The 21,139-nt window shown below is 58.1% G+C and carries 17 protein-coding genes; 11 read left to right on the top strand and 6 right to left on the bottom strand.

Annotated features, from left to right (window positions below; all coding sequences use genetic code 11):
• Positions 1–183: 183 nt before the first annotated feature.
• Positions 184–2,025 (bottom strand): UbiD family decarboxylase, encoded by a 1,842-nt coding sequence (locus tag GEOBRER4_RS08135; RefSeq protein ID WP_185244973.1) that lies wholly within the window; start codon positions 2,023–2,025, stop codon positions 184–186.
• 436 nt (positions 2,026–2,461) lie between these two features.
• Here GEOBRER4_RS08135 and GEOBRER4_RS08130 point away from each other — a divergent pair, with 436 nt between their 5' ends.
• The 6 genes from GEOBRER4_RS08130 to GEOBRER4_RS08105 all read left to right on the top strand — a co-directional run bounded on the left by GEOBRER4_RS08130 (position 2,462) and on the right by GEOBRER4_RS08105 (position 11,079).
• Positions 2,462–4,960 (top strand): PAS domain-containing sensor histidine kinase, encoded by a 2,499-nt coding sequence (locus GEOBRER4_RS08130; protein WP_185244972.1) that lies wholly within the window; start codon positions 2,462–2,464, stop codon positions 4,958–4,960.
• A 54-nt stretch (positions 4,961–5,014) separates the two neighbouring features.
• The gene (locus tag GEOBRER4_RS08125; RefSeq protein ID WP_185244971.1) at positions 5,015–6,391 is read left to right on the top strand and encodes a sigma-54-dependent transcriptional regulator; all 1,377 of its coding nucleotides are present in this window, start codon (positions 5,015–5,017) and stop codon (positions 6,389–6,391) included.
• A 271-nt stretch (positions 6,392–6,662) separates the two neighbouring features.
• Positions 6,663–7,673, top strand: coding sequence for a TRAP transporter substrate-binding protein (locus GEOBRER4_RS08120; RefSeq protein ID WP_185244970.1), 1,011 nt, complete (start codon positions 6,663–6,665; stop codon positions 7,671–7,673).
• A gap of 81 nt (positions 7,674–7,754) precedes the next feature.
• Positions 7,755–8,423: a TRAP transporter small permease gene (locus GEOBRER4_RS08115; protein WP_185244969.1), complete on the top strand. Its 669-nt coding sequence runs from the start codon at positions 7,755–7,757 to the stop codon at positions 8,421–8,423.
• Positions 8,420–9,799, top strand: coding sequence for a TRAP transporter large permease (locus GEOBRER4_RS08110; protein WP_185244968.1), 1,380 nt, complete (start codon positions 8,420–8,422; stop codon positions 9,797–9,799). The genes GEOBRER4_RS08115 and GEOBRER4_RS08110 overlap by 4 nt, the downstream gene beginning before the upstream one ends.
• Before the next feature lie 131 nt (positions 9,800–9,930).
• A complete protein-coding gene (locus tag GEOBRER4_RS08105) occupies positions 9,931–11,079 on the top strand; it encodes a Na+/H+ antiporter NhaA (RefSeq protein WP_185244967.1) in 1,149 nt (382 codons plus the stop codon).
• 60 nt (positions 11,080–11,139) lie between these two features.
• Here GEOBRER4_RS08105 and GEOBRER4_RS08100 read toward each other — a convergent pair whose 3' ends face one another.
• The gene (locus GEOBRER4_RS08100; protein WP_143424253.1) at positions 11,140–11,709 is read right to left on the bottom strand and encodes a YcbK family protein; all 570 of its coding nucleotides are present in this window, start codon (positions 11,707–11,709) and stop codon (positions 11,140–11,142) included.
• A 233-nt stretch (positions 11,710–11,942) separates the two neighbouring features.
• Between GEOBRER4_RS08100 and GEOBRER4_RS08095 the strand changes: the two genes are divergently transcribed.
• Complete coding sequence (locus tag GEOBRER4_RS08095; RefSeq protein WP_185244966.1) at positions 11,943–12,254, top strand: hypothetical protein; 312 nt, start codon at positions 11,943–11,945, stop codon at positions 12,252–12,254.
• 87 nt (positions 12,255–12,341) lie between these two features.
• Here the strand turns inward: GEOBRER4_RS08095 and GEOBRER4_RS08090 are convergent, their stop codons facing one another.
• Positions 12,342–13,043, bottom strand: a complete 702-nt coding sequence (locus tag GEOBRER4_RS08090) for a response regulator (protein WP_185244965.1) — start codon at positions 13,041–13,043, stop codon at positions 12,342–12,344.
• Between the two features lie 239 nt (positions 13,044–13,282).
• On the opposite strand from GEOBRER4_RS08090, the gene GEOBRER4_RS08085 reads away from it, so the two are divergent.
• Complete coding sequence (locus GEOBRER4_RS08085; protein WP_185244964.1) at positions 13,283–14,449, top strand: PQQ-dependent sugar dehydrogenase; 1,167 nt, start codon at positions 13,283–13,285, stop codon at positions 14,447–14,449.
• 98 nt (positions 14,450–14,547) lie between these two features.
• Here GEOBRER4_RS08085 and GEOBRER4_RS08080 read toward each other — a convergent pair whose 3' ends face one another.
• Positions 14,548–15,264, bottom strand: a complete 717-nt coding sequence (locus GEOBRER4_RS08080; RefSeq protein WP_185244963.1) for a DUF2459 domain-containing protein — start codon at positions 15,262–15,264, stop codon at positions 14,548–14,550.
• Positions 15,265–15,635: 371 nt separating this feature from the next.
• A complete protein-coding gene (locus GEOBRER4_RS08075) occupies positions 15,636–17,525 on the bottom strand; it encodes a UvrD-helicase domain-containing protein (protein ID WP_185244962.1) in 1,890 nt (629 codons plus the stop codon).
• A gap of 426 nt (positions 17,526–17,951) precedes the next feature.
• On the opposite strand from GEOBRER4_RS08075, the gene GEOBRER4_RS08070 reads away from it, so the two are divergent.
• The 3 genes from GEOBRER4_RS08070 (at position 17,952) to GEOBRER4_RS08060 (ending at position 20,408) form a co-directional block, all read left to right on the top strand.
• Positions 17,952–18,644 (top strand): Npun_F0296 family exosortase-dependent surface protein, encoded by a 693-nt coding sequence (locus GEOBRER4_RS08070; RefSeq protein ID WP_185244961.1) that lies wholly within the window; start codon positions 17,952–17,954, stop codon positions 18,642–18,644.
• 904 nt (positions 18,645–19,548) lie between these two features.
• Complete coding sequence (locus GEOBRER4_RS08065) at positions 19,549–19,914, top strand: hypothetical protein (RefSeq protein ID WP_185244960.1); 366 nt, start codon at positions 19,549–19,551, stop codon at positions 19,912–19,914.
• Positions 19,915–20,225: 311 nt separating this feature from the next.
• Positions 20,226–20,408, top strand: coding sequence for a hypothetical protein (locus tag GEOBRER4_RS08060; protein ID WP_185244959.1), 183 nt, complete (start codon positions 20,226–20,228; stop codon positions 20,406–20,408).
• Between the two features lie 473 nt (positions 20,409–20,881).
• Here the strand turns inward: GEOBRER4_RS08060 and GEOBRER4_RS08055 are convergent, their stop codons facing one another.
• On the bottom strand, positions 20,882–21,118 hold the full coding sequence (locus GEOBRER4_RS08055) for a hypothetical protein (protein ID WP_185244958.1): 237 nt from the start codon (positions 21,116–21,118) through the stop codon (positions 20,882–20,884).
• Positions 21,119–21,139 lie beyond the last annotated feature (21 nt).

Raw genomic sequence — 21,139 nt, 5'->3', positions numbered from 1 at the left:
CAAATAAAATAACTTAAAGCTCAAACAAAAGCATTCACCACAGAGGGCACAGAGGTTCACAGAGGAAAAACAGAGACGAGGAGAACCACAAACTGTTTGGGTAAAATCAAAATCTTCAGTCTTTTGCTTTTCCTCTGTGGTTCCTCTGTGTTCCTCTGTGGTGAGTGCCTTTGCTTTTAACAGCTAATACAACCCGTGCAGCGGCCCGCATGGGGCGGCAAGCTGGTCCACTTTCCTCTCGACTGCCGGGTCCTCGATGAGCGGCGGTGCGTGGTGGGGCTTGACCCTGGCGTCGATCACCAGGGGACCTTTGCACCCCCACTGCTTGCAGACCATCCCTGCCCCGACCCCGTAGATGTCGGCTGCGGGATCGGAACGGGTGAAGGTCACCCAGAGGAAATTGTCCAGGTGCTTCGCGGCGAATCCGCTGTCGTCGCAGACGACGATCAGCGGGAAGCTCTCCAGCCCATCCACTCCCTCAAGGGCGGCGCAAAGCGCCTCCATCTGCGAGTCCGCCTCCCCTTTCGGGACGGTGCAGGCCGGCCCCTTGACGGCGATGACGCCGGGAAGGCATATAGCCGGTTCGCTAAAGCCCTCGGCAAGCCTCAGCGCGGAAGGAAGCTCTACGCCGAGATTGCGGCGCTTTTCCCCTACCGCTGCGAAGACCACCTTGGAGCCGCTGTTCAGCCCCGAGCCGGAGTAGTCGAGCGTATCCATGGTGGTCGCGGTCTGGAAATGCAGGTCGCGCTTCAGGTCGATCCGCTCCAGCACGTGGCGCAGGAAGGCCGGGATGTCGTGGATGTCGAGCTGCGGAGCATCCTCGTGGCAGGCGATCATCAGGTACTTGGCCAGGGAGAGCTGCCCCTGTCCCAGCACGGCGTTCGCGATGGTGAGGAGTTCCTGCGGGGTCCGGCGCTCGCCGTAGGGGACGTAGCGCTCGCTTCCCACGGCCAGAAGCAGCGGGTGTACACCGGCCGCGTCGACCGCGTGCACCGCCTTGACACCAGGTATAACCGTCGGGATCAGCGGACCGGTCAGTTCGTGAATGAAGGCGCCGAAGGATGTGTCCTCCTGCGGAGGTCGTCCCACAGTGGTGAAGGGCCAGATGGCCCCGTCGCGGTGGAAGACCTCCTCCACCTTCAGCACGGGGAAATGGTGGGCCAGGCTGTAATAGCCGAAATGGTCGCCGAACGGGCCTTCGGGAAGGGTCTTGTCCGGATCAATGACGCCGGTGATGCAGAAGTCGGCCTGAGCGGGTATCGGGAGCTGTCCGGGGCGCTGCACCATCTCGATCCGGTGACCGGCCAGAAGGCCGGCAAAGGAGAGCTCCGGCATCCCCTCGGGGAGGGGCATCACGGCGGCGACGGTCATGGCGGGCGCGCCCCCTACGAAGATGTTCACCCGCAGAGGCTCTCCCCGTTCGATCGCCTCGGCGTGGTGGAAGCCGATGCCGCGATGGATCTGGTAGTGCACTCCCACCTCGGCGTTTTGCCGGTACTCCCCGCCGGAGATCTGCACCCGATACATGCCGAGGTTCGAGTGGCGCACGCCGGGCTGGGCCGCGCTCTCCGAGTAGACCTGCGGCAGCGTGATGAAGGCGCCGCCGTCGTCGGGCCAGGATTTGAGCTGCGGCAGCTGATCGATCGTGGTGCGGTTGGCCATGATGGGGCCGTCACCTACCTCCTTGGGGAGCAGGTGCCATGCTGCCGGGACCGCACCGAGTAAGGAAGCTGGGTTTTTCAAGGCCGATTTGGGATCGATCTTCAACTGCACCAGGCACTCCACAGCTTTGAGGGTGTCCCTGAAGATGTACCTGGTCCGCTCCAGGGTCCCGAACAGGTTTCCGAGCATCGGGAACGAGCACCCCTTCACCCGGGTGAAGAGAAGCGCCGGGCCTTGCGCCTGGTACACCCTGCGCTGGATGGAGCCTATCTCCAGCTCCGAAGAGAGTTCCTCGTTTATCCTCACCAGCGCGCCGGTCCGCTCCAGGTCCGCCACGCACGCTGCCAGATTCTTGTATCCCAACCAACGCCTCCGCGATGTTGCCTGAAAATTAGCCGGTTTATTTTTAAAGCACCCCCGCACCCAAGTCAACACAAAACGCCCCCTTCAGACTGCGGAGTCACCGGCCTTAAACCATTCGCACCGAGAGAGCTATGGAGTTTCCTCTACCCCACCCCGCCCCTCCCCCGCTGGGGGAGGGAGTTCCTTTTTGCCCCCTCTCCTGGAGTTGGAGGGAGGGGGGATGCTCATGGGCCGGCTCCCACTTGCAATCAGCAACTGCCACAGCCCCCTGGGGATGGGGTTCCTATTTGTCCCCTCCCCTGGAGGGGGGGGGGGGACAGGGAGGGGGGAAGCTCATATCAATCATTAAAACGAAAAACTGTTCTGAAATGGCGTTTTGTGCTAACCTGCCAGCCGTCCTGAAAGCCAGTCCCGCGGCAGCATGAGTGGAGTCCCCTTGCCACGCCTCACGCTTTTCAAAAAGATCCTGGTCATCACGCTGCTGCTTTCCCTGCTGCCGCTGTTCGTCTCCTCTGCCATCCTCCTGGTGAACCTGCAGTCGATCAGCAGCAAGCTAACCGAGGAGATAGCACGCTCAGACGACCGGCAGGCGACGCAGTCGCTGCAGATGAGGGCGCGGGACCTGGCCGAAAACATCCGCGACTTCCTGCACCAGTGCGAAAGCGACCTGCTCTACCTCTCCCGCTCCCGCCTGGACCGCCCGACGCTGCTCGGCTTTTACCAGACCCGACTGAGCGAGGTGTGGCAGCGCGGAGGGAGCGCAACCGCGGCCCAGGGGACCCACGAGTTCCGCCCCATCTACCGCTCCATCGCCATCATCGACCGCGACGGGATGGAACAGGCGGTTATCCGGAACGGCCAGTTCGTCCCCAAAGAAAAGCTGCGCAACGTGGCGGACCCGGCCAACACCGAGTTCAGGAGCGAAGATTACTTCCGCCGCGTGCGGGCGCTGAAACCCGGCGAGATCTACGTCTCGCATCTCGCCGGCTTCCACGTCTCGAAGCAGGAGCAACTGGCCGGGGCCAAGGACCCGGAAAGCGCCTACGACGGCAAGAACTACCAGGGGGGAATCCGGTTCGGCTCTCCCATCTGCGACGCCGGGGGGAACTTCGCCGGAATTGTGCTGCTGACCCTCGACCACCAGCACCTGATGGAGTTCACCCAGCACATAGACCCCGGCAAGGGCTTCGCCACCCTCTTCCCCTCCTACCAAAGCGGCAACTACGCCTTTCTTTTCGACGACGAGGGATGGATCATCACCCACCCGAAGTTCTGGGACATCCGGGGCGTGGACCAAAGCGGCAGGCAGGTCCCCCCGTACACGGCGCAGTCGAAAGAGGACGATGTCGAGCGAGGCCGCATCCCCTTCAACCTGGACCACGCCGGCTTCATCCACAAAAGCTACCCCATGGTCTCCGCCGCGGTCAGGAACCGGGAGGAGGGGTACGTCGACATCACCAACGTGGGGGGCGCCAAGAAGATCATGGCCTACGCCCCCATCTTCTACGACACAGGCGACTACGCTAAGCACGGCGTCTTCGGCGGGGTGACCATCGGCTTCCAGGTGGACCAGTTCCACGAGGCCTCACGAAAGGGAAGCCGCCTGATCAACAGGCAGCTTGGGGAGCACCGCAGGACCAGCGCCCTGATCATCCTCGCCACGGCCCTGGTCTCGGCGCTCTCGGCCTGGCTTCTGTCGCGCGGCATCAGCGTCCCGCTGAGGCAACTCACCGAAAGCGCGGGCAAACTCGCCGCTGGCGACAGCCACGTAAGGGTGGCGGTGAATTCCAACGACGAAATCGGGGTGCTGGCATCCACCTTCAACTACATGGCGGACGAGCTCGACCTGAGGAAACAGAGCATTCTCTCCACGCTGGAACAATTGCGCAAGTCGCGGCTCGAGATACTGGACGAGCGCAACTTTAAGGAGAGCGTGCTGGAAAGTATCTCCAGCGGCATCGTCACCTTCTCCCCGGATGGGCGCATCACCTCAATAAACCGGACCGGCCGGCTCTTTCTGGGCGAGGATCTCCCTGCAGAGACCCACTACACGGCGGTGTTCAAGGGATGGGGCGTCATGAACGAAAGGATCTCGCAGGCCCTCTCCCAAAAGTCCGGGTACGGGCGCGAGACCTTCCGCTTCGATCACGGTCATGGCAAGACCCACTTCGACGTAGGGTTCTTCCCCATAGGCGCCGACGCCGAACAGGGGCTCACCGTAACGCTGAGAAACGAGACCCAGCGGGAGAACCTACACGAGGAGATGATGCGCCTGGACCGGCTCGCCTCGCTGGGAAAGCTCTCCGCCGGCATAGCCCACGAGGTGAGGAACCCGCTCACCGGGATCTCGCTGCTGCTTGACGATCTGCACGACCAGGCGAGCGCCAACCCGCAGGACCGTGACCTGATCAAAAGGGCCCTGATCGAGATCGAGCGGGTGGAAAAGCTGGTCAGCGCGCTCTTGAACTACTCCTCGCCGGTGCGCGCCGAGTTCAGGGAGTGCGACCTGAACCGGCTGGTCTGCGACACGGTCCTTTTGATGCGGCGCCAGTGCGAACGGCAGAAGGTGCAGTTGAACCTGACCGAGGGGGATGTTCCCCCGCTGCGGCTGGACCCGGAAAAGATAAAGCAGGCCGTGCTCAACATCATCAAGAACGCACAGGAAGCCCTCCCGGAGGGGGGGCGTATCGACGTCGTCACCTCGGCGAAGGACGGGTACGCCGTGATCAGCATCTGCGATGACGGACCGGGCATAGCATCGAAGGACCTGCCGCTCATCTTCGAGCCTTTCTTCACCAGGAAGGGGGCCGGCACAGGCCTTGGGCTTTCCATCACGCAGAGGATAGTTGAAGAACACCAGGGGAAGGTGCGCGTTGAAAGCGCGCCGGGAAAAGGGACTCGTTTCACCGTAGAACTGCCGTTATGCCCCCCTTAGGGGTCGGGCAGTGAAACCAGGGTACAGAAATCAGCGCAAGCGGGAACAAAAGCCATGGAAAAGATCCTGATCATAGACGACGAAGCCTTCATCTGCGAGAACGTGCAACGCATCCTGTCCGGCGAGGGGTTCGAGGTCCGCGCCGCCGGCTCGGGAAAAGAGGCGCGCGACATCGTGGCCGGCGAAGAGATCGACCTGGCCCTGCTCGACCTGAACCTAGGCTCCGAGGACGGCATCGAGGTGCTGAAGTCGCTCAAGGAGACGGACCCGGAACTGCTGGTGATCATCATCACCGGGTACGGGTCGGTGGAAAGCGCCGTAGAGTCCCTGCAGCTCGGCGCCTTCCACTACATGAAGAAGCCGTTCAAGGCTGATGCGCTCAGGCTGATAGTCAAGCTCGCCCTGAAGACCCAGACCTTGAAGCGCGAGGTCCGAAAGCTAAAGCGCAACAACTCCCCCCTCCCGGGGCGCTCGCCGATAATCGGCAAGAGCGAGGCGTTCCAGGAGATGGCGGCCCAGGTGCGCGAGATCGCCCGCATCCCCTCCACGGTGCTCATCACCGGCGAATCGGGAACCGGCAAGGAGGTCGTGGCGCGCGCCATCCACGACCTATCCGACCGCAGGGAGCACCCCTTCATCGCCATCAACTGCGCCTCCATTCCCGCGCCACTTTTGGAAAGCGAGCTCTTCGGGCACGAAAAGGGGGCCTTCACCGGCGCCAGCGGGCGCAAGAAAGGGCTCTTCGAGGAGGCGCACCGCGGCACCATCTTCCTGGACGAGATAGGCGAGATGGACATGGCGATGCAGGTTAAGCTCTTGCGCGTCTTGCAGGAGAGAAGCATCAGGCGCGTGGGCGCCGTCAAGGACATCGAGATAGACGCGCGCGTGATCGCCGCCACCAACCGGGACCTCGCCAAGCGGATCGAAGAGAAGAGTTTCCGCGAAGACCTCTTCTACCGCCTCAACGTCTTTCCCATCAACATCCCGCCGCTTCGGGAGCGCCCCGCAGACATTGCCGCCCTCTCCGCCTACTTCCTGGACAGCTTCAGCCGCTCCTTCGGCCGCGACTTCCGCGACGTCTCTGCCGAGGCTGAGCTACTGATGGCCCAATACGCGTGGCCCGGCAACATCAGGGAGCTTAGGAACGTCATCGAACGCATCTGCATCATGCGCAGCGGCCCGACCCTTCTCCCGGAACATCTGCCCCAGGAGATCAAAAGCTGCGTGGCCGTGCCCCCCCTGCCGGCCGAGATGCCCGTAACCGTCGCCGCCGACCTCGGACTGGAGGAGGCTGTGAGCGCCATCGAGAAGTCGCTCATCCAGCAGGCCCTCCAGAAGACGGGGTGGAACGTCTTGCAGACTGCTGTCAACCTGAAGATCCCCCGCGGCACCCTGCGCTACAAGATGGAGAAGTACGGCCTGATGCAATAACCCGCCTGCCGCACCATCCCCCCTGGCAACAATTCGCCACTTATGTGGCGGATTTCAGCCACCGCCCTTTAGTAAACCGATATTTCACTTCAGACCCATGCATTAATTCAGACACTTACAATGGTTCATTAATGGCATCGCTGTTGCATTAAAACGATGTGTCGTATACGAAAAGGCGGGTTCTCCCTCACCGCCTGCGCATCGAGATTTTTTCAAGGCGGCAGTCGCCTGGGAATAGATAAGGCAGCACAAACCCCAAGGAGGAACACCTATGAGTCTCAAAGCATGTCTGAAAGCACTGGCCATGGCAGCAGCGCTCGCCCTGCCGCTGAACGCAGTCGCAGCACCGGCGCCGATCGTGATCAAGTTCAGCCACGTCGTGGCGCAGCACACCCCGAAGGGGCAGGCGGCCGACTACTTCAAGAAACTGGCTGAAGAGCGGACCAAGGGAAGGGTCAAGGTCGAGGTATACCCCAACAGCCAGCTCTACAAAGACAAGGAAGAGATGGAGGCGCTGCAGCTAGGCGCGGTGCAGATGCTGGCCCCCTCCCTCGCCAAGTTCGCGCCGCTGGGCGTCAAGGAGTTCGAGGTATTCGACCTCCCCTTCATCTTCGACAACTACCAGGAACTCCACAAGGTGACCCAGGGACCGGTCGGCGCGAAGCTCCTGAAAAAGCTCGAGCCCAAGGGTATCTTAGGCCTCGCCTACTGGGACAACGGCTTCAAGGTGATGAGCGCCAACAAGCCGCTTAAGGCTGTCAGCGACTTCCGCGGGCAGAAGATGCGCATCCAGTCCTCCAAGGTGCTCGACTCCCAGATGCGCGCGGTAGGTGCCATGCCGCAGGTGCTCGCCTTCTCCGAGGTGTACCAGGCCCTGCAGACCGGCGTCGTGAACGGCACCGAGAACCCCCCGTCCAACCTCTACACCCAGAAGATGCACGAAGTGCAGAAATACGTAACCCTCTCCGACCACGGCTACCTGGGCTACGCCGTCATCGTCAACAAGAAGTTCTGGCAGGGGCTGCCGGCCGACGTCCGCACCATCCTCGAAGGGTGCATGAAGGACGCGACCAAGTACGCAAACGACATCGCCAAGAAGGACAACGAGGAGGCGCTGGCCGCCGTCAAGAAATCCGGCCGCAGCCAGTTGATCAGCCTCACCCCGCAGGAGCGCGCCGCCTGGAAGAAGGCGATGGACAAGGCGCACAAGGACAACATGGGGCGCATCGGCGCCGACATAGTCAAGGAAGTGTACGCTGCCACCGGCTACAACCCGAGCTAGCTTGACCGTTTCACCGCGACACCAGGGCCGCTGCGGCTGCCGCAGCGGCCTTTTATCGAGTTTTTCCAGGAGACGCCCATCATGATGAAGTATCTTGACCATTTAGAGGAAATCATCATCACCTTCCTCATCGGCGCGGCGACCGCCATCATCGCGGTCGCGGTCGTCCATCGTTACCTTTCGGGGTTGCCGATCCCCGGCCTGCAGGACTGGCTGCTCGGCATAAACCTGAGCTGGGCCCAGGAGCTCTGCATCTACATGTTCGTCTGGATGGCCAAGTTCGGAGCAGCCTACGGCGTCCGTTCCGGGATCCACGTCGGGGTCGACGTGCTGGTGACCCGACTCCCGGACTCCTGGCGCAAGACCACCGTGATCATCGCCATCATGGGCGGCGCCCTCTTCACCGGGCTCATCGGCACCCTGGGCGCCAAATTCGTCTGGGAAAACGGTTTACATTACGCGCTCTTAAACAAGCTGGGCATGGACGTAACCGAACTCTTCGAAGGGCCGATCACCCCCGACCTCGAGTGGCCCACTTGGATCGTCTACTCCGCCGTTCCCTTGGGCTCGTATCTCATGTGCTTCAGGTTCCTGCAGGTCGGCTGGGCGTTTCTGCACACTGGAGAACTGCCGCACCATGACCACACTCACGTCGACGGTATCGAAGAGATACCTGCGATGGACTCGACGCAGGCGCTCGAGGAGTACGAAGTACACAAGTTCAACGGCAAGGATGGGGGTGCGAAATGAGTTCTGCAGTTGCTGGCTGGGAGCAGTTCTCCAAGAAAAAGGCGGCCACCTGGCTTGCGGGTATCGCCGTGGTCCTCGGGTTGATAGCGACCCTTGGCAGCACCGGGATCGTCTTCGCCCTGCTGCTCGCGCTGATGCTGACCGGGATGCCGATTTCCATCGCGCTCGGCCTCACCGTCCTTACCTTCCTCTTCTTCTTCTCGGAAGTGCCGACCGAAGCGGTGGCGATGAAGCTCTTCACCGGAATTGAGAAGTTCGAGATCATGGCGATCCCCTTCTTCATCCTGGCAGGGAACTTCCTGACCCACGGCGGCGTGGCGAAGAGGATGATCAAGTTCGCCACCTCGATGGTGGGACACTGGCACGGCGGCCTGGCTCTCGCCGGCGTCATGGCCTGCGCCCTCTTCGCCGCCGTTTCCGGCTCGAGCCCCGCGACGGTGGTCGCCATAGGCTCCGTGATGCTCCCCGCCATGGTGCGCGCCGGCTTCCCCAAGCGCTTCGGAGCGGGGGTAATCACCACCTCGGGGTCGCTGGGTATCCTGATCCCCCCCTCCATCCCGATGGTCATCTACTGCGTCGCCACCAACTCCTCGGTCGGGGCGATGTTCATGGGGGGCGTCATCCCCGGCCTGATGCTGGCAACCCTTTTGGGGCTCGTTTCCTGGTGGAAGGCAAAGAAGGCGAACTACCCGCGCATGCAGAAAGCAACCTGGGGCGAGCGCTTCAAGGCGTTTAGGGAGAGCATCTGGGGCCTTTTGCTGATCGTCATCGTCCTCGGGGGGATCTACAGCGGCCTCTTCACACCGACCGAAGCGGCGGCCATGAGCGCCGTCTATGCCTTCATCATCGCCGTCTTCGTCTACCGCGACGTCCCCTTCAAGAAGATCCCGAAGGTGCTCCTCGACTCGGCGAGCATGTCGGCCATGCTCCTTTACATCATCACCAACGCGGTGCTCTTTTCCTTCCTGATGACCCACGAGCAGATACCGCAGCTCATGGCGGACTGGATCCTCGCGCACAACCTGGGGGTGGTCTCCTTCCTGCTGGTCACCAACGTGCTGCTGCTTCTGGCCGGGAACGTGATGGAGCCCTCCTCCATCATCCTGATCCTCGCGCCGATACTGTTCCCGGTGGCGATGCAGTTGGGGATCGATCCGATCCACTTCGGCGTGCTGATCACGGTGAACATGGAGGTAGGGATGTGCCACCCGCCGGTGGGGCTCAACCTCTACGTCGCCAGCGGCATCACAAAGATGGGGATCTCCGAGCTCACGGTGGCCGTGTGGCCCTGGCTCATGGCGATGTTGGGGTTCATGCTGCTCGTCACCTACGTCCCCTCCATCTCGCTCTGGCTTCCCAAGGCCCTGGGGTATTGAGACTTATCAGCTTGGCAATAAAAAAGGCCTGTCACAACGACAGGCCTTTTTTAACGCCCTTCCAAAACGGGTAGCCTCGACCGTCCGGCAGATGTTATAGTGCGCTTGATTTTGCAGGGAAAGGATGGGGAATGAAAAAACACATCAACATGCTGCGGGAATTTTCGGTGCCCCTTCTCGCGGGGGTGATCGTCGCGCTTTGCTGGGTCAACCTGTCACCGCAAAGCTACCACCACTTCACCCACGAGCCGTTGTTCGGCCCGCTCAGTTTCCACTTCCTCGTCAACGACATCTTCATGGTGTTCTTCTTCGGGATCGCCACCGCCGAGATAACCCAGAGCTGTCTTCCCGGAGGCGACCTCCATCCGCTGCGCAAGGCGGTCAACCCGCTTCTGGCAACGGCAGGAGGTGTGATCGGTCCTATACTGGTATACCTCTGCCTGAACGCCATCATAGGAGGGCCCGGGTTCCAACGTGGCTGGGGGATACCGACCGCGACGGACATAGCCTTGGCGTGGCTCATCGCAAGCATCGTTTTCGGCCGCCAGCATCCGGCAATATCCTTCCTGCTGCTGCTGGCCATCGCCGACGACGCCATCGGATTGGCAATCATCGCCGTATTCTACCCTGACCCCAATTTCCCGGCCGCTCCGCAATGGCTCATTCTGGTCGTATGCGGCATGGCGGGGGCGGCCATATTGCGCAGGTTCAACACCAGGAACTACTGGCACTATCTCCTTGTCGGGGGGGGGCTCGCCTGGATCGGTCTTTACAACGCCCATCTGCACCCGGCCCTGGCGCTAGTGTTCGTCGTGCCGTTTCTGCCCCACGCTTCCCGCGAAAAGATGCACCTCTTCGAGGAGGACCCGAAGGACAGGTCACCGCTTTCGACCTTCGAACACCACTGGAAGGTGCTGGTCGACTTCGGCCTATTCACCTTCGGCCTGGCCAACGCCGGCGTCGAGTTCGCCAGCATCGGCACGGCTACCTGGCTCGTCTTCGCCTCATTGGGCATTGGAAAGACCGCCGGCATATTCATCATGGCGCGGATCGGGCATCTGCTCGGCTACCCCTTACCTGAACACATCGGCACCAAAGAGTTGGTGTTGGTTGGCCTTGTTGCCGGAACCGGCCTGACTGTGGCCCTCTTCGTTGCGGGGGAGGCGTTCACGGACCCCACGGTCCAGGGTGCTGCCAAGATGGGAGCCTTGTTCAGCGCCGCTTGCGGCGTGATCGCCATAGCGGCAGGGAGGATCGCGAAGGTGCGGCGCATCAGCTGAAGCCTTCCAGTTATGGCTCCTGCTGACGATCTGGTGGGGATTTACGGTAAGGGATTCAGGCTACCAGGTCCGGAAATGGCCCGAATCTATGTGGACGAAGCCCGGCTGCGGGTAGTAGCCGACACCGCCGGCGGCGAGGGCCAGGGCCGAGCGGCGGATCTGGGCCAGCCCGAAACTCGGTATGGCAAGGTCGATCGCCATACCTTTCATGTGCAGGCTGTTCTTCGCGACGCCACTGGATTTGCTGCGCAGCTTCGCGTTGTAGGAGGGGGAGCGGTACCCGGAGATGACATGGATCTCGTTGTTCCCACCGAGCGTGTTGTCGAGCCGGTTCAGGTACTCGATCACCCTCAGGTCCATCGTGGTCATCTCGTTGGTGTAATGGCAGCGCAAGAGCCAGTTGATCGCCTGCAGTGCCTCCTGGCAGTATTCACCCATGGCGTTTCGGTAGGTCACGGTGAGGCGCTCGTTAAGGTTCAGGTTGTACAGGGAAAGCTTACCTTCCGGAAGACCGCCCGCTTCGTTCCCGTCGAGGACCCTGGCGAAGGCGGACTTAGCGCCCAAGAGCGTCGCGGCGACAAAGGCCGACGACTTGAGAAACATCCTGCGGCAAAGCATTGTATCTTTCAAATAAATCCCCTCAAAAACGGATACTTATCTCAACAACGTTCCTCCTTGCTACCATAATGCAGCCCCCTATGTCAACCCCCACGCAGAAAGATTCAGGTATGCGTCTCTCCTGGTGCGTTGCTCAGACGTCCCCACATTTTCTTCCTGCCAGCGGTTCCAGTTAAGTTGCTAATGTGGCTTTGTGTGATCTTTTTTATTAAGTGGCGCCAATCCAAAGACGAACGGGACCTGCCATGAAACTGCCCTATGCCACGAAGACCACTGCCATGATGTCCGGTATGAGCCTCGCCGTAATGCTCTCCACAGGAGAGCACCTAACCGGTCCGGTGAGCGCGCTCTTCAGCATAACCGGCGCCATCTGGTTCCCTGTCTCCATAGCCGTGTTCGTCCACGGCAAGCAGACCATCGAGTATAAGATCCAGTCGCTGCGTGGCGAGCGCCCCTACATCGACATCCCCAAGGACATCACCCCCCGTGCCCTGATCTGGTTTTCTTCCACACTCGCCACCGCCTGGGCCCTGAGTCGCTGGTTCGAGAAGGGATGACGACATCAAAAAAGGGGCCGTCCTTTACGGACCGCCCCTTCACTTTCCATCGTCTGAAATCAATTTTGAACCGCGCTTGCCCCTTCCTTATTTCTCGCCGGAGGGAGCGGGTTCTTCGAGCACCTTCCTGATCGCCTTTATCATCTCCACAGGGGAGAACGGCTTCTGGATCATCCTGAAATCGTCGTTGGCATGCAGGTGGTCCGGACGATACCCGCTCATGAAGAGGACCTTGGTCCCTGGGTGCAGTTCCTTTATCTCCCTGAAACAGGTAATACCGTCCTTGCGCGGCATGACCACGTCCATTACCACCAGATTGATTTCCTGATGATTCTGCTGGAACTTGTCCAGGGCATCCTGCCCGTCTTCTGCGAGGATCACGTTGTACCCGTAACTGGCAAGGAAGTCCGACAGCATGTCCCTAAGCTGCTTTTCGTCGTCCACAATTAGGATGGTTTCGTTTCCTTGATAGCAGTTATGCCCGTTGTTCATCATGATCTCCATACTGCTGATCCAGTCGATCTTGCCGCAACCGCCATCAATTCTCAGTTTTTCAGGCGTGTTTATCTTGAGGATAAACTCTGCTTCATAGAGAAGACTGGACGCAGTGGCATTCAGCGCACCCGCGAGAGCGAAAACGGACACTAGGCTTGGCTGTTGTTTCCCACCCTCAAGGTTCGAAATGAATTTGCGGTCCAAGGAACTGGCTGTGGAAAGCTTTTCCTGAGAGAGGTTGCGCTCCCTTCTAAGTCTTCTGATAACAATGCCGAACGCCTCTTCAATCGTCACAAACAAGCCTCCCAATATTTGGTGATACTTTATATCAGAACTTACTTAAAAATACTGTAGACAATTAACCTCATTGCCATGAAAATTTGCTAATGCGCTTGATACGGGATCGTTACCGTGATACATCCATGCCTTGACAGCCGTGCCGGATACCCGGCAGATGCCCTCCACGCTCTTCCCCTAAGGCGTGGTATAATCAGCGCTTTGACGAAATCAGGTGCACAAGAGGGGGTGGGAGCATGTCAAGCTTTCGGGAACATTCTATGAGGCTCGTGGCAGTCTGGACCCTGGTGCTCAGCTTCTCATCCGTCGCCGGCAGCAGGGAGAGCACGCCGCCGACTCCGGCAAAGGAGTCCCCCCCCACCATCACCCTGACCCCGATAGCGAAGGGGTTGAAGCAGCCGACGGCCATCGCCCACGCAGGAGACGGGAGCAACCGCCTATTCATAGTGGAACAACGAGGGACGGTGCAGGTACTGCGCAATGGCATGCCAGGCAGCGACCCTTTCCTCGATATCCGGCGGCTGGTAAAAGCCGGAGGCGAACAAGGCCTTTTGGGCCTTGCCTTCCCGAAGGATTTCCGGTCGTCCAAAACCTTCTACGTGAACTACACCAACAGGGTCGGTGTGGGGAACACCGTGATAGCGAGCTTCCGGACGGACCGCGCTACCGACCATGCCGACAACTCTACCCGCAAGGAGATACTGGGGATAGTTCAACCCTATGCCAACCACAACGGCGGCCAGTTGGCATTCGGACCGGACGGTTTTCTCTACATCGGGACCGGCGACGGGGGGAGCGGCGGAGACCCCCACGGCAACGGCCAGAAGCGGGACACGCTCCTTGGGAAGCTTTTGAGGATACAGGTAGGGGCAGGCGGAACTCCCTACGTGATCCCCAAGGGTAACCCATTTGGCAACGAGATCTGGGCCTACGGTTTGCGCAACCCATGGCGCTTCTCCTTCGACCGCGCCAACGGCGACCTCTACATTGCCGACGTTGGGCAAAACGAGGTTGAGGAAATCGACTACCTCGCTGCGGGGACCGGCAAAGGGGCGAACTTCGGCTGGAACGTGATGGAGGGAAACCGCTGCTTCAAAAAGCAGAAGTGCGACCGAAGCGGCATGGTCGCGCCGGTAGCGGAATATTTCCACGGCAAGGGGGACTGCTCGGTGACCGGCGGCTATGTCTACCGCGGCAAGATCGAGCAGCTTAAAGGCATCTATTTGTACGGAGACTACTGCAGCGGCCGTATCTGGGGGCTGCGCCAAAGTGGCGGTAAATGGGTCAGCCAATTGCTGCTCGAAACTCCATACCGGATTTCCACCTTCGGCGAGGATGAACAAGGCGAAGTTTACCTGGCGGACTACGGCGGCGGGACCATCTACCGCATAGGCGTACCTTGAACGAGGTGCGTCAGTTAAAAAAATTCAGATTAAGCTTTACGTAAGTTACGGATCATGATAAAAAGCAAACCAAACTCGGTTGGTTAAAAATGTAGTTCTTACCCCCTGCCAGTGATGGCAGGGGGGCTTTTTTTGTGCAGTGCTGCCCCAGTTACCCCACCTGACCGCCGTAGCCTCAAGTACTCCTTTTTCGCTTCATTGACTTGCCTTACTACACTTGCAGCGCGCAAGGTGAAGACGGTATCTATCGGCACGCCTCCGCTCTCCAGCATCTTCGCTGTCCATCTGTTGCAGGTATTGGTGATGAGGTAATAGTCCTCCCCCTTGAAGAACCTGTTATCCCCTGTAGGTCGTCCCTTCAAAGGATAAGGGTGGTTTTGCTGGTCGAACTCGAAGCTCGCCCGCAGCCTGTCTTTCAAGTGCTGCAGTCCCTCTTGTGACAGGTTGAGCTCGATAACCCCTTTGCCGCTGTAGAATGTTGCCGGAGGCGCCGGAAGGGATACGACATGCATGACGCTCGGGTTTCTCCACAATACTGCCTTCAAAAAGATGGGCGCCGTGACCTTATCCGCCTGGTAGAACTCCGCTTCTCCCCAGCCGAACTCGTAGTACTGGCCGGGAATGAGGAAATCCTGGACGAATCCCAGTTCCGGCCCCAGATCCCCTTTCGACAATACAATACCGGTGTGCCAGCCGTGGGTCACCACGTACACCGACCGCTCCTCAGCTTTCGAGGCTGGCAGATATTTCCATTTTTTCCCGGCGGCGCATCCGGCCAGCATCAGCAACAGCATCAGGGAAAATATCAGCAACATCCGCGCTTGTCGCGGCAGCAGGCTCTCCAAAGCAGGCACGTTAGCGCGAGAACTAACGATCACGCTATTTTTCGAGAATTCATTGGACTGAGTACATTTGCCTCGAAGCGGTACATGGGACCGAAGGTTCCCCCTTTTGAGAAGGTTCTTCGAACAATTCCGGGGATCCGAGGCGATTTGCCCAGGAAGCGCTGCACCAGACCTGACGTTCCCCCCTTTGCGAAGGGGGGACAGGGGGGATTTGCCTGAGAACCAAGGCATTTCCATGTGCACCTCCGAGTCTTGGGAAGGGTCATCAAAGAATTCCAGGTGACGTAATTAAACCACAAAGGGCTGCACGGGCCAACCGTCTCCCCCTTTGGGATTTGCTCTTACACAAGCCCCTTCGCCAGCGGCTGATGATGGACGATGTGCAGGCTCTTGCAGGCCCTGGTGATCGCCACGTAAAGCAGATTACGGTCAGGATCCGTCTGACGATAGTCGTACGAGCTTGGGTTGTAGAGGATGACGTGGGAGAACTCCACCCCCTTTATGGCATGGGCGTGAATGACCTGGACGCCGGGCGAGAAGGAAATCTCCCCCTCCGGATGCAGCCCGCGGACCCCGGCAAGCGCGGCATGGAGGGCTTTTATGTCCGCTTTCTTTTTGCAGATGACACCGGTAAGAGAACCGGGTGCGGCCTGCACCAGCGCTTCGACGAGCTGCCGCATCTTTGCCATCGACTCCGTGGAGGTCTTGGTAGCGTGGAATTCGACCACGCCGGCATGCGCCCTTGAAGCATCGACCTTGCGACCGCTGACCTGAGCGGCCAAGTCGACGATCTCCTTTGGGCAGCGGTAGGAAACCGTCAGGTTCTCCTTTTCGAGCCCCTGCGAGTGGAGCTGGGCCATGACGCTGGAAAACCCTTGAGAGTCGAGGAAGCTTAGGATCTGCTGTTTTTCGTCGGCGCATATGGTGAGGCTTCGCGCCGGGGAAGTAGCGGCCACTATGGTCCGCAGTTCAAGCGACGAGAGGTCCTGAGCCTCATCGACCACGATGTGGTCGTAGGCGTTCAGCGCCCCCAAAACGACGGTGCCGGCAGGACGCCGCAGTTGAGCCAGCCGCAAAAGGATGCTGATATCGGAGAAGGAAAGCACCCTCTCCTTGGCTTCGAACTTCCTCTCCGCCTCCCGCCGGAACGTCTCCCCTGAATCCTGGAATAAGGTGGAAACCACGTACTCCTGCATCAGGAAACGCCAGAGATCGGTCACCGGTTCGATCTTGGAGGTCTCCTTCACGTACTTGGCAAGAAGGGCCGGCATCAGGCTGCTTTTTTTCTGCGCGCCGAAGGGGTCATCGAAGCTCGTTTTCAGCGAGTGCACACCAAGAGCGGCAAGCGCCGTCAGCGACCAGGCGCTGTAGGTATCGACCCGCACCGGACCAAGCAGCGTGTCGCTGCTCTGCTTCACGTAGTCGCGCAACACCCGGTTGAACATGAGAACGATGCAGCGCTCCGGGCGGTACTTCTCCGGCGCGTCGAACATGAGGAAAGAGAGCCTGTGGAGCGCCACCGTCGTCTTCCCCGCGCCCGCCGCGCCGTTTATCACCACCACCCCTTCCCTTTGCTTGGTGATGGCGCGGAACTGCTCCGGTGAGATCAGGGCGGCTATCGAATCCACCATCCGGTGGTCCTCGGTGCGCTCCTTGGTGTCCGCGGTCGACTCGCAGGCCGATCCGTTCTTGTGCCACTCCCCGCCGCGCAGCTCGTACACCTCGGAAGGTGTCTCGATCCGGGTGAGGGCCTTTCGGCTGATGGCCACCTTGTCCCTGCGGGTGATCACCCCTTCCCTCTCCACCCCCCTGATGGTGAGTTCGTACTCCTCGCCGATATCGTACCCCTCGTAGAAAGGGCCCGTGATCTCGGCCTTCCTCCAGTCGACGATGGCGACCCGCTGACCGTCCATGAGCGTCTGGTTGCCGATCAGGTATTCCTTTTTGCCGATCCTCTTGTCATTGTCATGGATGCCGAGAATGCCGAAGTAGGGAGAGGCCTGCTGGGTGAATTCGTGCAGGTATTTGCGCGGAGAGTGGTGCCCGTGTTCGACCAGCTTCTCGGTGAGGTCGTTCTTCTCGTGCCACCCGACGGCGTTGAGGCGCTCCTGCTCAAGTTCCTTCGTGTATGCTTCGTGTTTCGCTATCGTCCGCAGGCGGTCGACCGCGTACCGCTCAATCGCCTCGTGAATCCCATCAAGTCGCGTCACTTCCTGCTCAACAATTTCCATCAAATCTCCGCCAGCGATAAAAATATCTACCCATAGGGGCATCCTCTACCTGCGACTGTTACGGCTCTTTTCGATAGCACATCGGCCAGAGCAGAGCTCAAATCGGATGGGACGCCCGCAAGTGGGACCAGACATTTTGTCAGATGTCACGGCGGACATCAATCCTTTCTTCAAGTGCAATTGTTCGTAAAGGGAATGCCCCCGTGATCTCGTCTAGTGGCTTCACTCCTCGCTGGACAAGCGGTGTCAGGTTTTTTTACATGTGATGTCCATGTATGTCGGAGACCTTTACATATTCAGGCATCGAAAAGGTGGCCAACGCTCTCAATGGATCATTTTAATTACACTTTTTTATTTGGCTAAGAATTTGCTGTTATTGTTCGCTGCGTGAACCGCTGATAACCCTAGATAAGGAGGAGTACAGGCATGAAAAAGATTACCGCGCTACTTGCAGGGTCAATGTTAATGCTGACGGCAGTAGGGGCCAGTGCTTATACCATTAACTACAACTTCGCAACACCATTGCCTGTAAATGGTGGTTATAGTTCCCCCTACAGTGGCGTCCAAGTAGAAACTTTTGACTCTCCTTTGCTTTGGAATTGGACGGGGGACTATTCTATTCGTACAGGTTCGACAAGTGGGGTAGCTGCTGCTCCGGCATTCATGAATCCGTTGTCTACCGCAGACGCCACCAAATATATCGCCGTACCCTATCGGAACGCGACCGGTACTGCTACGGCGACCCAAACACTAGCAGTGCTTGGCGACACTTTTAATTATTTCGGATTATGGTGGGGCTCTATTGATGGGGTTGGCGGCGGTCTTGGGATTAACAATGTGCTCAGCTTTTATAAAGACGGCAATCTAGTACAAACCGTCACCGGGGATGAAGTAATTCAGCCGTTAATAGCTTCAGGTAGCTGGACCAACTCTGACAACAACCGTTATGTAAACCTTTTAGATCTTCCTGAATTCGATGCATTTTCGCTCACCAGCTATGGTAGAGCCTTTGAGGCCGACAACATTGCTGTTGGTGCTGTTCCCGAACCATCCACCATCCTCCTCCTAGGTGCCGGTCTTGCCGGACTTGCCTTCTGTAGAAGAAAGAAAACCGTGTAAAGCTAGCAATAATGTGCTGCACAAAAAGATCATCAGACAGATCTTTTTGTGCAGCACATTGATATCCGACACAGGCCACCACCAGCCTTAGCCCTTGCCTCAAGCATACTGTGTCAGGCAAGAAAAAGCTCTGCTCAGTCGTGGCTTTTTCTTTGCACGAGCGAACCTTAAAACCCGCCCCGTTGATGGCACCTTCTGTGAAGGCAGGTGACCGAACCACTCGATCCTTAGCACTAAAGAACTCCCCCCTTTTGTCGCAGTGCAACTTAAGTATGACTGCAAGCTTACGTCCAGGCATCACTACAAATTCACAATTCCACGAGACAGCCGGGCTGCCGAAATATCAAAAATATTTGGCTTCCGTCTTTTTTGCGTTTAAATCATGTTGGCTGACAGGCGGATCAAATCGCAAAAATCAGAGGGAAGGAATTAGAGCGATAAAGGTCATGAAGTAGCTTCTCTTGCAAAACCAAGGGGCTCTGTAATGCAAGGTTTAAAGATGATAGACTTCGTAAATGGAGAATGTAAGGTTGTAAGGATGCGAGCAGTTTCGTGGACCTGTGGCGGAAGTCCAGAAGGAACCCTTGTAGCTTGTGCCTAAAATTTAAAGAAAGTTGTGGGTTTATATTCGAGTGGTTGGTTATGAGAAAGTGCTGAATGACTGCCCTGCCGGCTTTTGAGAATATGGCGTTTTCGCAATCCCCCGCCTCTTCCTTATCTGCAAGGAGTTGACGACGCACCTGAATCTAGGGACAGCAAGTAATTGCTGTTGCCAGCCAATGGGTAAGGGGTAACACCTAGGCTGAAAGGTTGTCATATTTTTTTCTTACGCCCCTTGCGATTAAAATAATCCAATATAACATTGAGGCGTGCCAGGTGACCACCAACAACAGAAGGAGGACCTATGCTACGCCTATCTTACGACCTGACAGGTAAGCCGAGCGTGTTCCTGAGCAACTCCCTCCGCTACTACAACGGCTTGAGCAGCCTGTCGATTTACCGCAACCCTCCCGAGCAGGCAGTTTCTCTAGCGCGACTGAAAGAGGGGCTAGATCTTTACGAGCAGAAAATGGAAAGCTCCATTAACTACGATCGACTTCAGATCAAGTTGCGTGACGACGCGAGGAAACAGCTCACCGACCTGTTCAAGAAAGTCATCGCCTACCTGCAGATGGTTGCGACGGAAGAAGACATACCTGTTCTTATGCAGGCTGGGATCGAAGTAAAGGGGCGGGCTCCTAAGAAAAAGACCGTTGTCGCACCGGCGTAAGGCTAACCAGTACATTCAATTGACCACTTTTCACCACAGCGCCTTAGGGAATCGGATAGTTTGTCCGGTTCATGAAGGCGTTTTTCCTTTCTCCGGAAGCCCCCCGTACTATCCGGACTCCCACCTTCGTTGACCCGATATCGATCTATCATCCTCGGTGCTCCGCTTACCGCTATTCGGATTCTCCGTTTAGCACCGATGGACTATCGTTTATCCAAGGTTGAAATGCGGTGCAAACCATGGTGGAGCGTCTGTTAAGAAAGATGGAGTGCCGTTTAAGGAATACGGAGCGTCGGTTAAAGGAGGATGGGTTGCCGTTTAAAGAGGATGGAGCGTTGTTTAAGAAAGTTGGAGTGCCGCTGAAAAAAGGTGTATATCCGAAAAGTCCAGATGGCGCTCCGCATACCATCTTCGTAGCTCCGTCCAACATAGACGGCATTGCCGTGACTGCAATGTGGTACTCCCTATTTTCTAACTGGTGGTCGCAGTTTTAGTTGAACGTCGTACCCGACAAGCAACTTGGATCACCGGTTCGGAGACTCGGCAGTACAATCAGACAAAACGGAGCACCAGTTGGATTATCCGGTGTTCCCTCGTGAGCGAGACAGCCCTCCATTTTCGCTAAGCCATGCTATATAGCCAGAAAACCTGGCTGTCGGTACAACTCACGGCCCACCGTAGAAGTGAAACCGGTGCTACCTTACCACCCAGGCGGATACCCATTTCCTTCCAAGGGACAATCGTGTTGTTTCCACGGGACCATCAAAGTTGTTAAACGGCGCTCCATTAAACATAGTCGGAGTATAAACAACTTTAAACGGTGCGCCGCTTAGCTTGATCGGACCACCGGTTTAGTATATCGGAGCACCGCATAGATCAAATGGAGTACCGGTTCAGTTAGATGGCGCTCTGTTTTTTTGCGATGGGACCTCTGATATTGCTGAACGGCGCGCCAGTGGTTTCGGCTTCATTTCATCAGTTTATAAATCTTTGCATCACTGTTGACGACTTGTTCTACCCATTCCCCCGCCTGGTAGTCGTAGATCCACTGGCTGATCAGGTACGGCATGGAGTAGCACTCTATTCGCAGGGATGGCTTGTATGCGATATGGCGCGTGGCATGGCGCTTTGCCTCCTCGATGCTGTGCACCAAGGGCTTGGTGGATTGGCCGTTTATATAAACAAAGAAAATTGCGTGGTTCATGGGTCCTCCAGAGCAACATCG

This window comes from Citrifermentans bremense, assembly GCF_014218275.1.
Taxonomy (GTDB): Bacteria; Desulfobacterota; Desulfuromonadia; order Geobacterales; family Geobacteraceae; genus Geomonas; species Geomonas pelophila.
The sequence above is the reverse complement of the archived record's forward strand: the minus strand, read 5'-3'. Positions and strand labels throughout refer to the sequence as shown.

What these genes read in the sequence shown, in the direction of transcription:
- GEOBRER4_RS08125 (WP_185244971.1), top strand. Translation starts at nt 5,015, where the DNA reads ATGGAAAAGATCCTGATCATAGACGACGAAGCCTTCATCTGCGAGAAC.
- GEOBRER4_RS08120 (WP_185244970.1), top strand. Translation starts at nt 6,663, where the DNA reads ATGAGTCTCAAAGCATGTCTGAAAGCACTGGCCATGGCAGCAGCGCTC.
- GEOBRER4_RS08115 (WP_185244969.1), top strand. Translation starts at nt 7,755, where the DNA reads ATGATGAAGTATCTTGACCATTTAGAGGAAATCATCATCACCTTCCTC.
- GEOBRER4_RS08110 (WP_185244968.1), top strand. Translation starts at nt 8,420, where the DNA reads ATGAGTTCTGCAGTTGCTGGCTGGGAGCAGTTCTCCAAGAAAAAGGCG.
- GEOBRER4_RS08105 (WP_185244967.1), top strand. Translation starts at nt 9,931, where the DNA reads ATGAAAAAACACATCAACATGCTGCGGGAATTTTCGGTGCCCCTTCTC.
- GEOBRER4_RS08095 (WP_185244966.1), top strand. Translation starts at nt 11,943, where the DNA reads ATGAAACTGCCCTATGCCACGAAGACCACTGCCATGATGTCCGGTATG.
- GEOBRER4_RS08085 (WP_185244964.1), top strand. Translation starts at nt 13,283, where the DNA reads ATGTCAAGCTTTCGGGAACATTCTATGAGGCTCGTGGCAGTCTGGACC.
- GEOBRER4_RS08080 (WP_185244963.1), bottom strand. Translation starts at nt 15,264, where the DNA reads ATGTTGCTGATATTTTCCCTGATGCTGTTGCTGATGCTGGCCGGATGC.
- GEOBRER4_RS08075 (WP_185244962.1), bottom strand. Translation starts at nt 17,525, where the DNA reads ATGGAAATTGTTGAGCAGGAAGTGACGCGACTTGATGGGATTCACGAG.
- GEOBRER4_RS08070 (WP_185244961.1), top strand. Translation starts at nt 17,952, where the DNA reads ATGAAAAAGATTACCGCGCTACTTGCAGGGTCAATGTTAATGCTGACG.
- GEOBRER4_RS08065 (WP_185244960.1), top strand. Translation starts at nt 19,549, where the DNA reads ATGCTACGCCTATCTTACGACCTGACAGGTAAGCCGAGCGTGTTCCTG.
- GEOBRER4_RS08055 (WP_185244958.1), bottom strand. Translation starts at nt 21,118, where the DNA reads ATGAACCACGCAATTTTCTTTGTTTATATAAACGGCCAATCCACCAAG.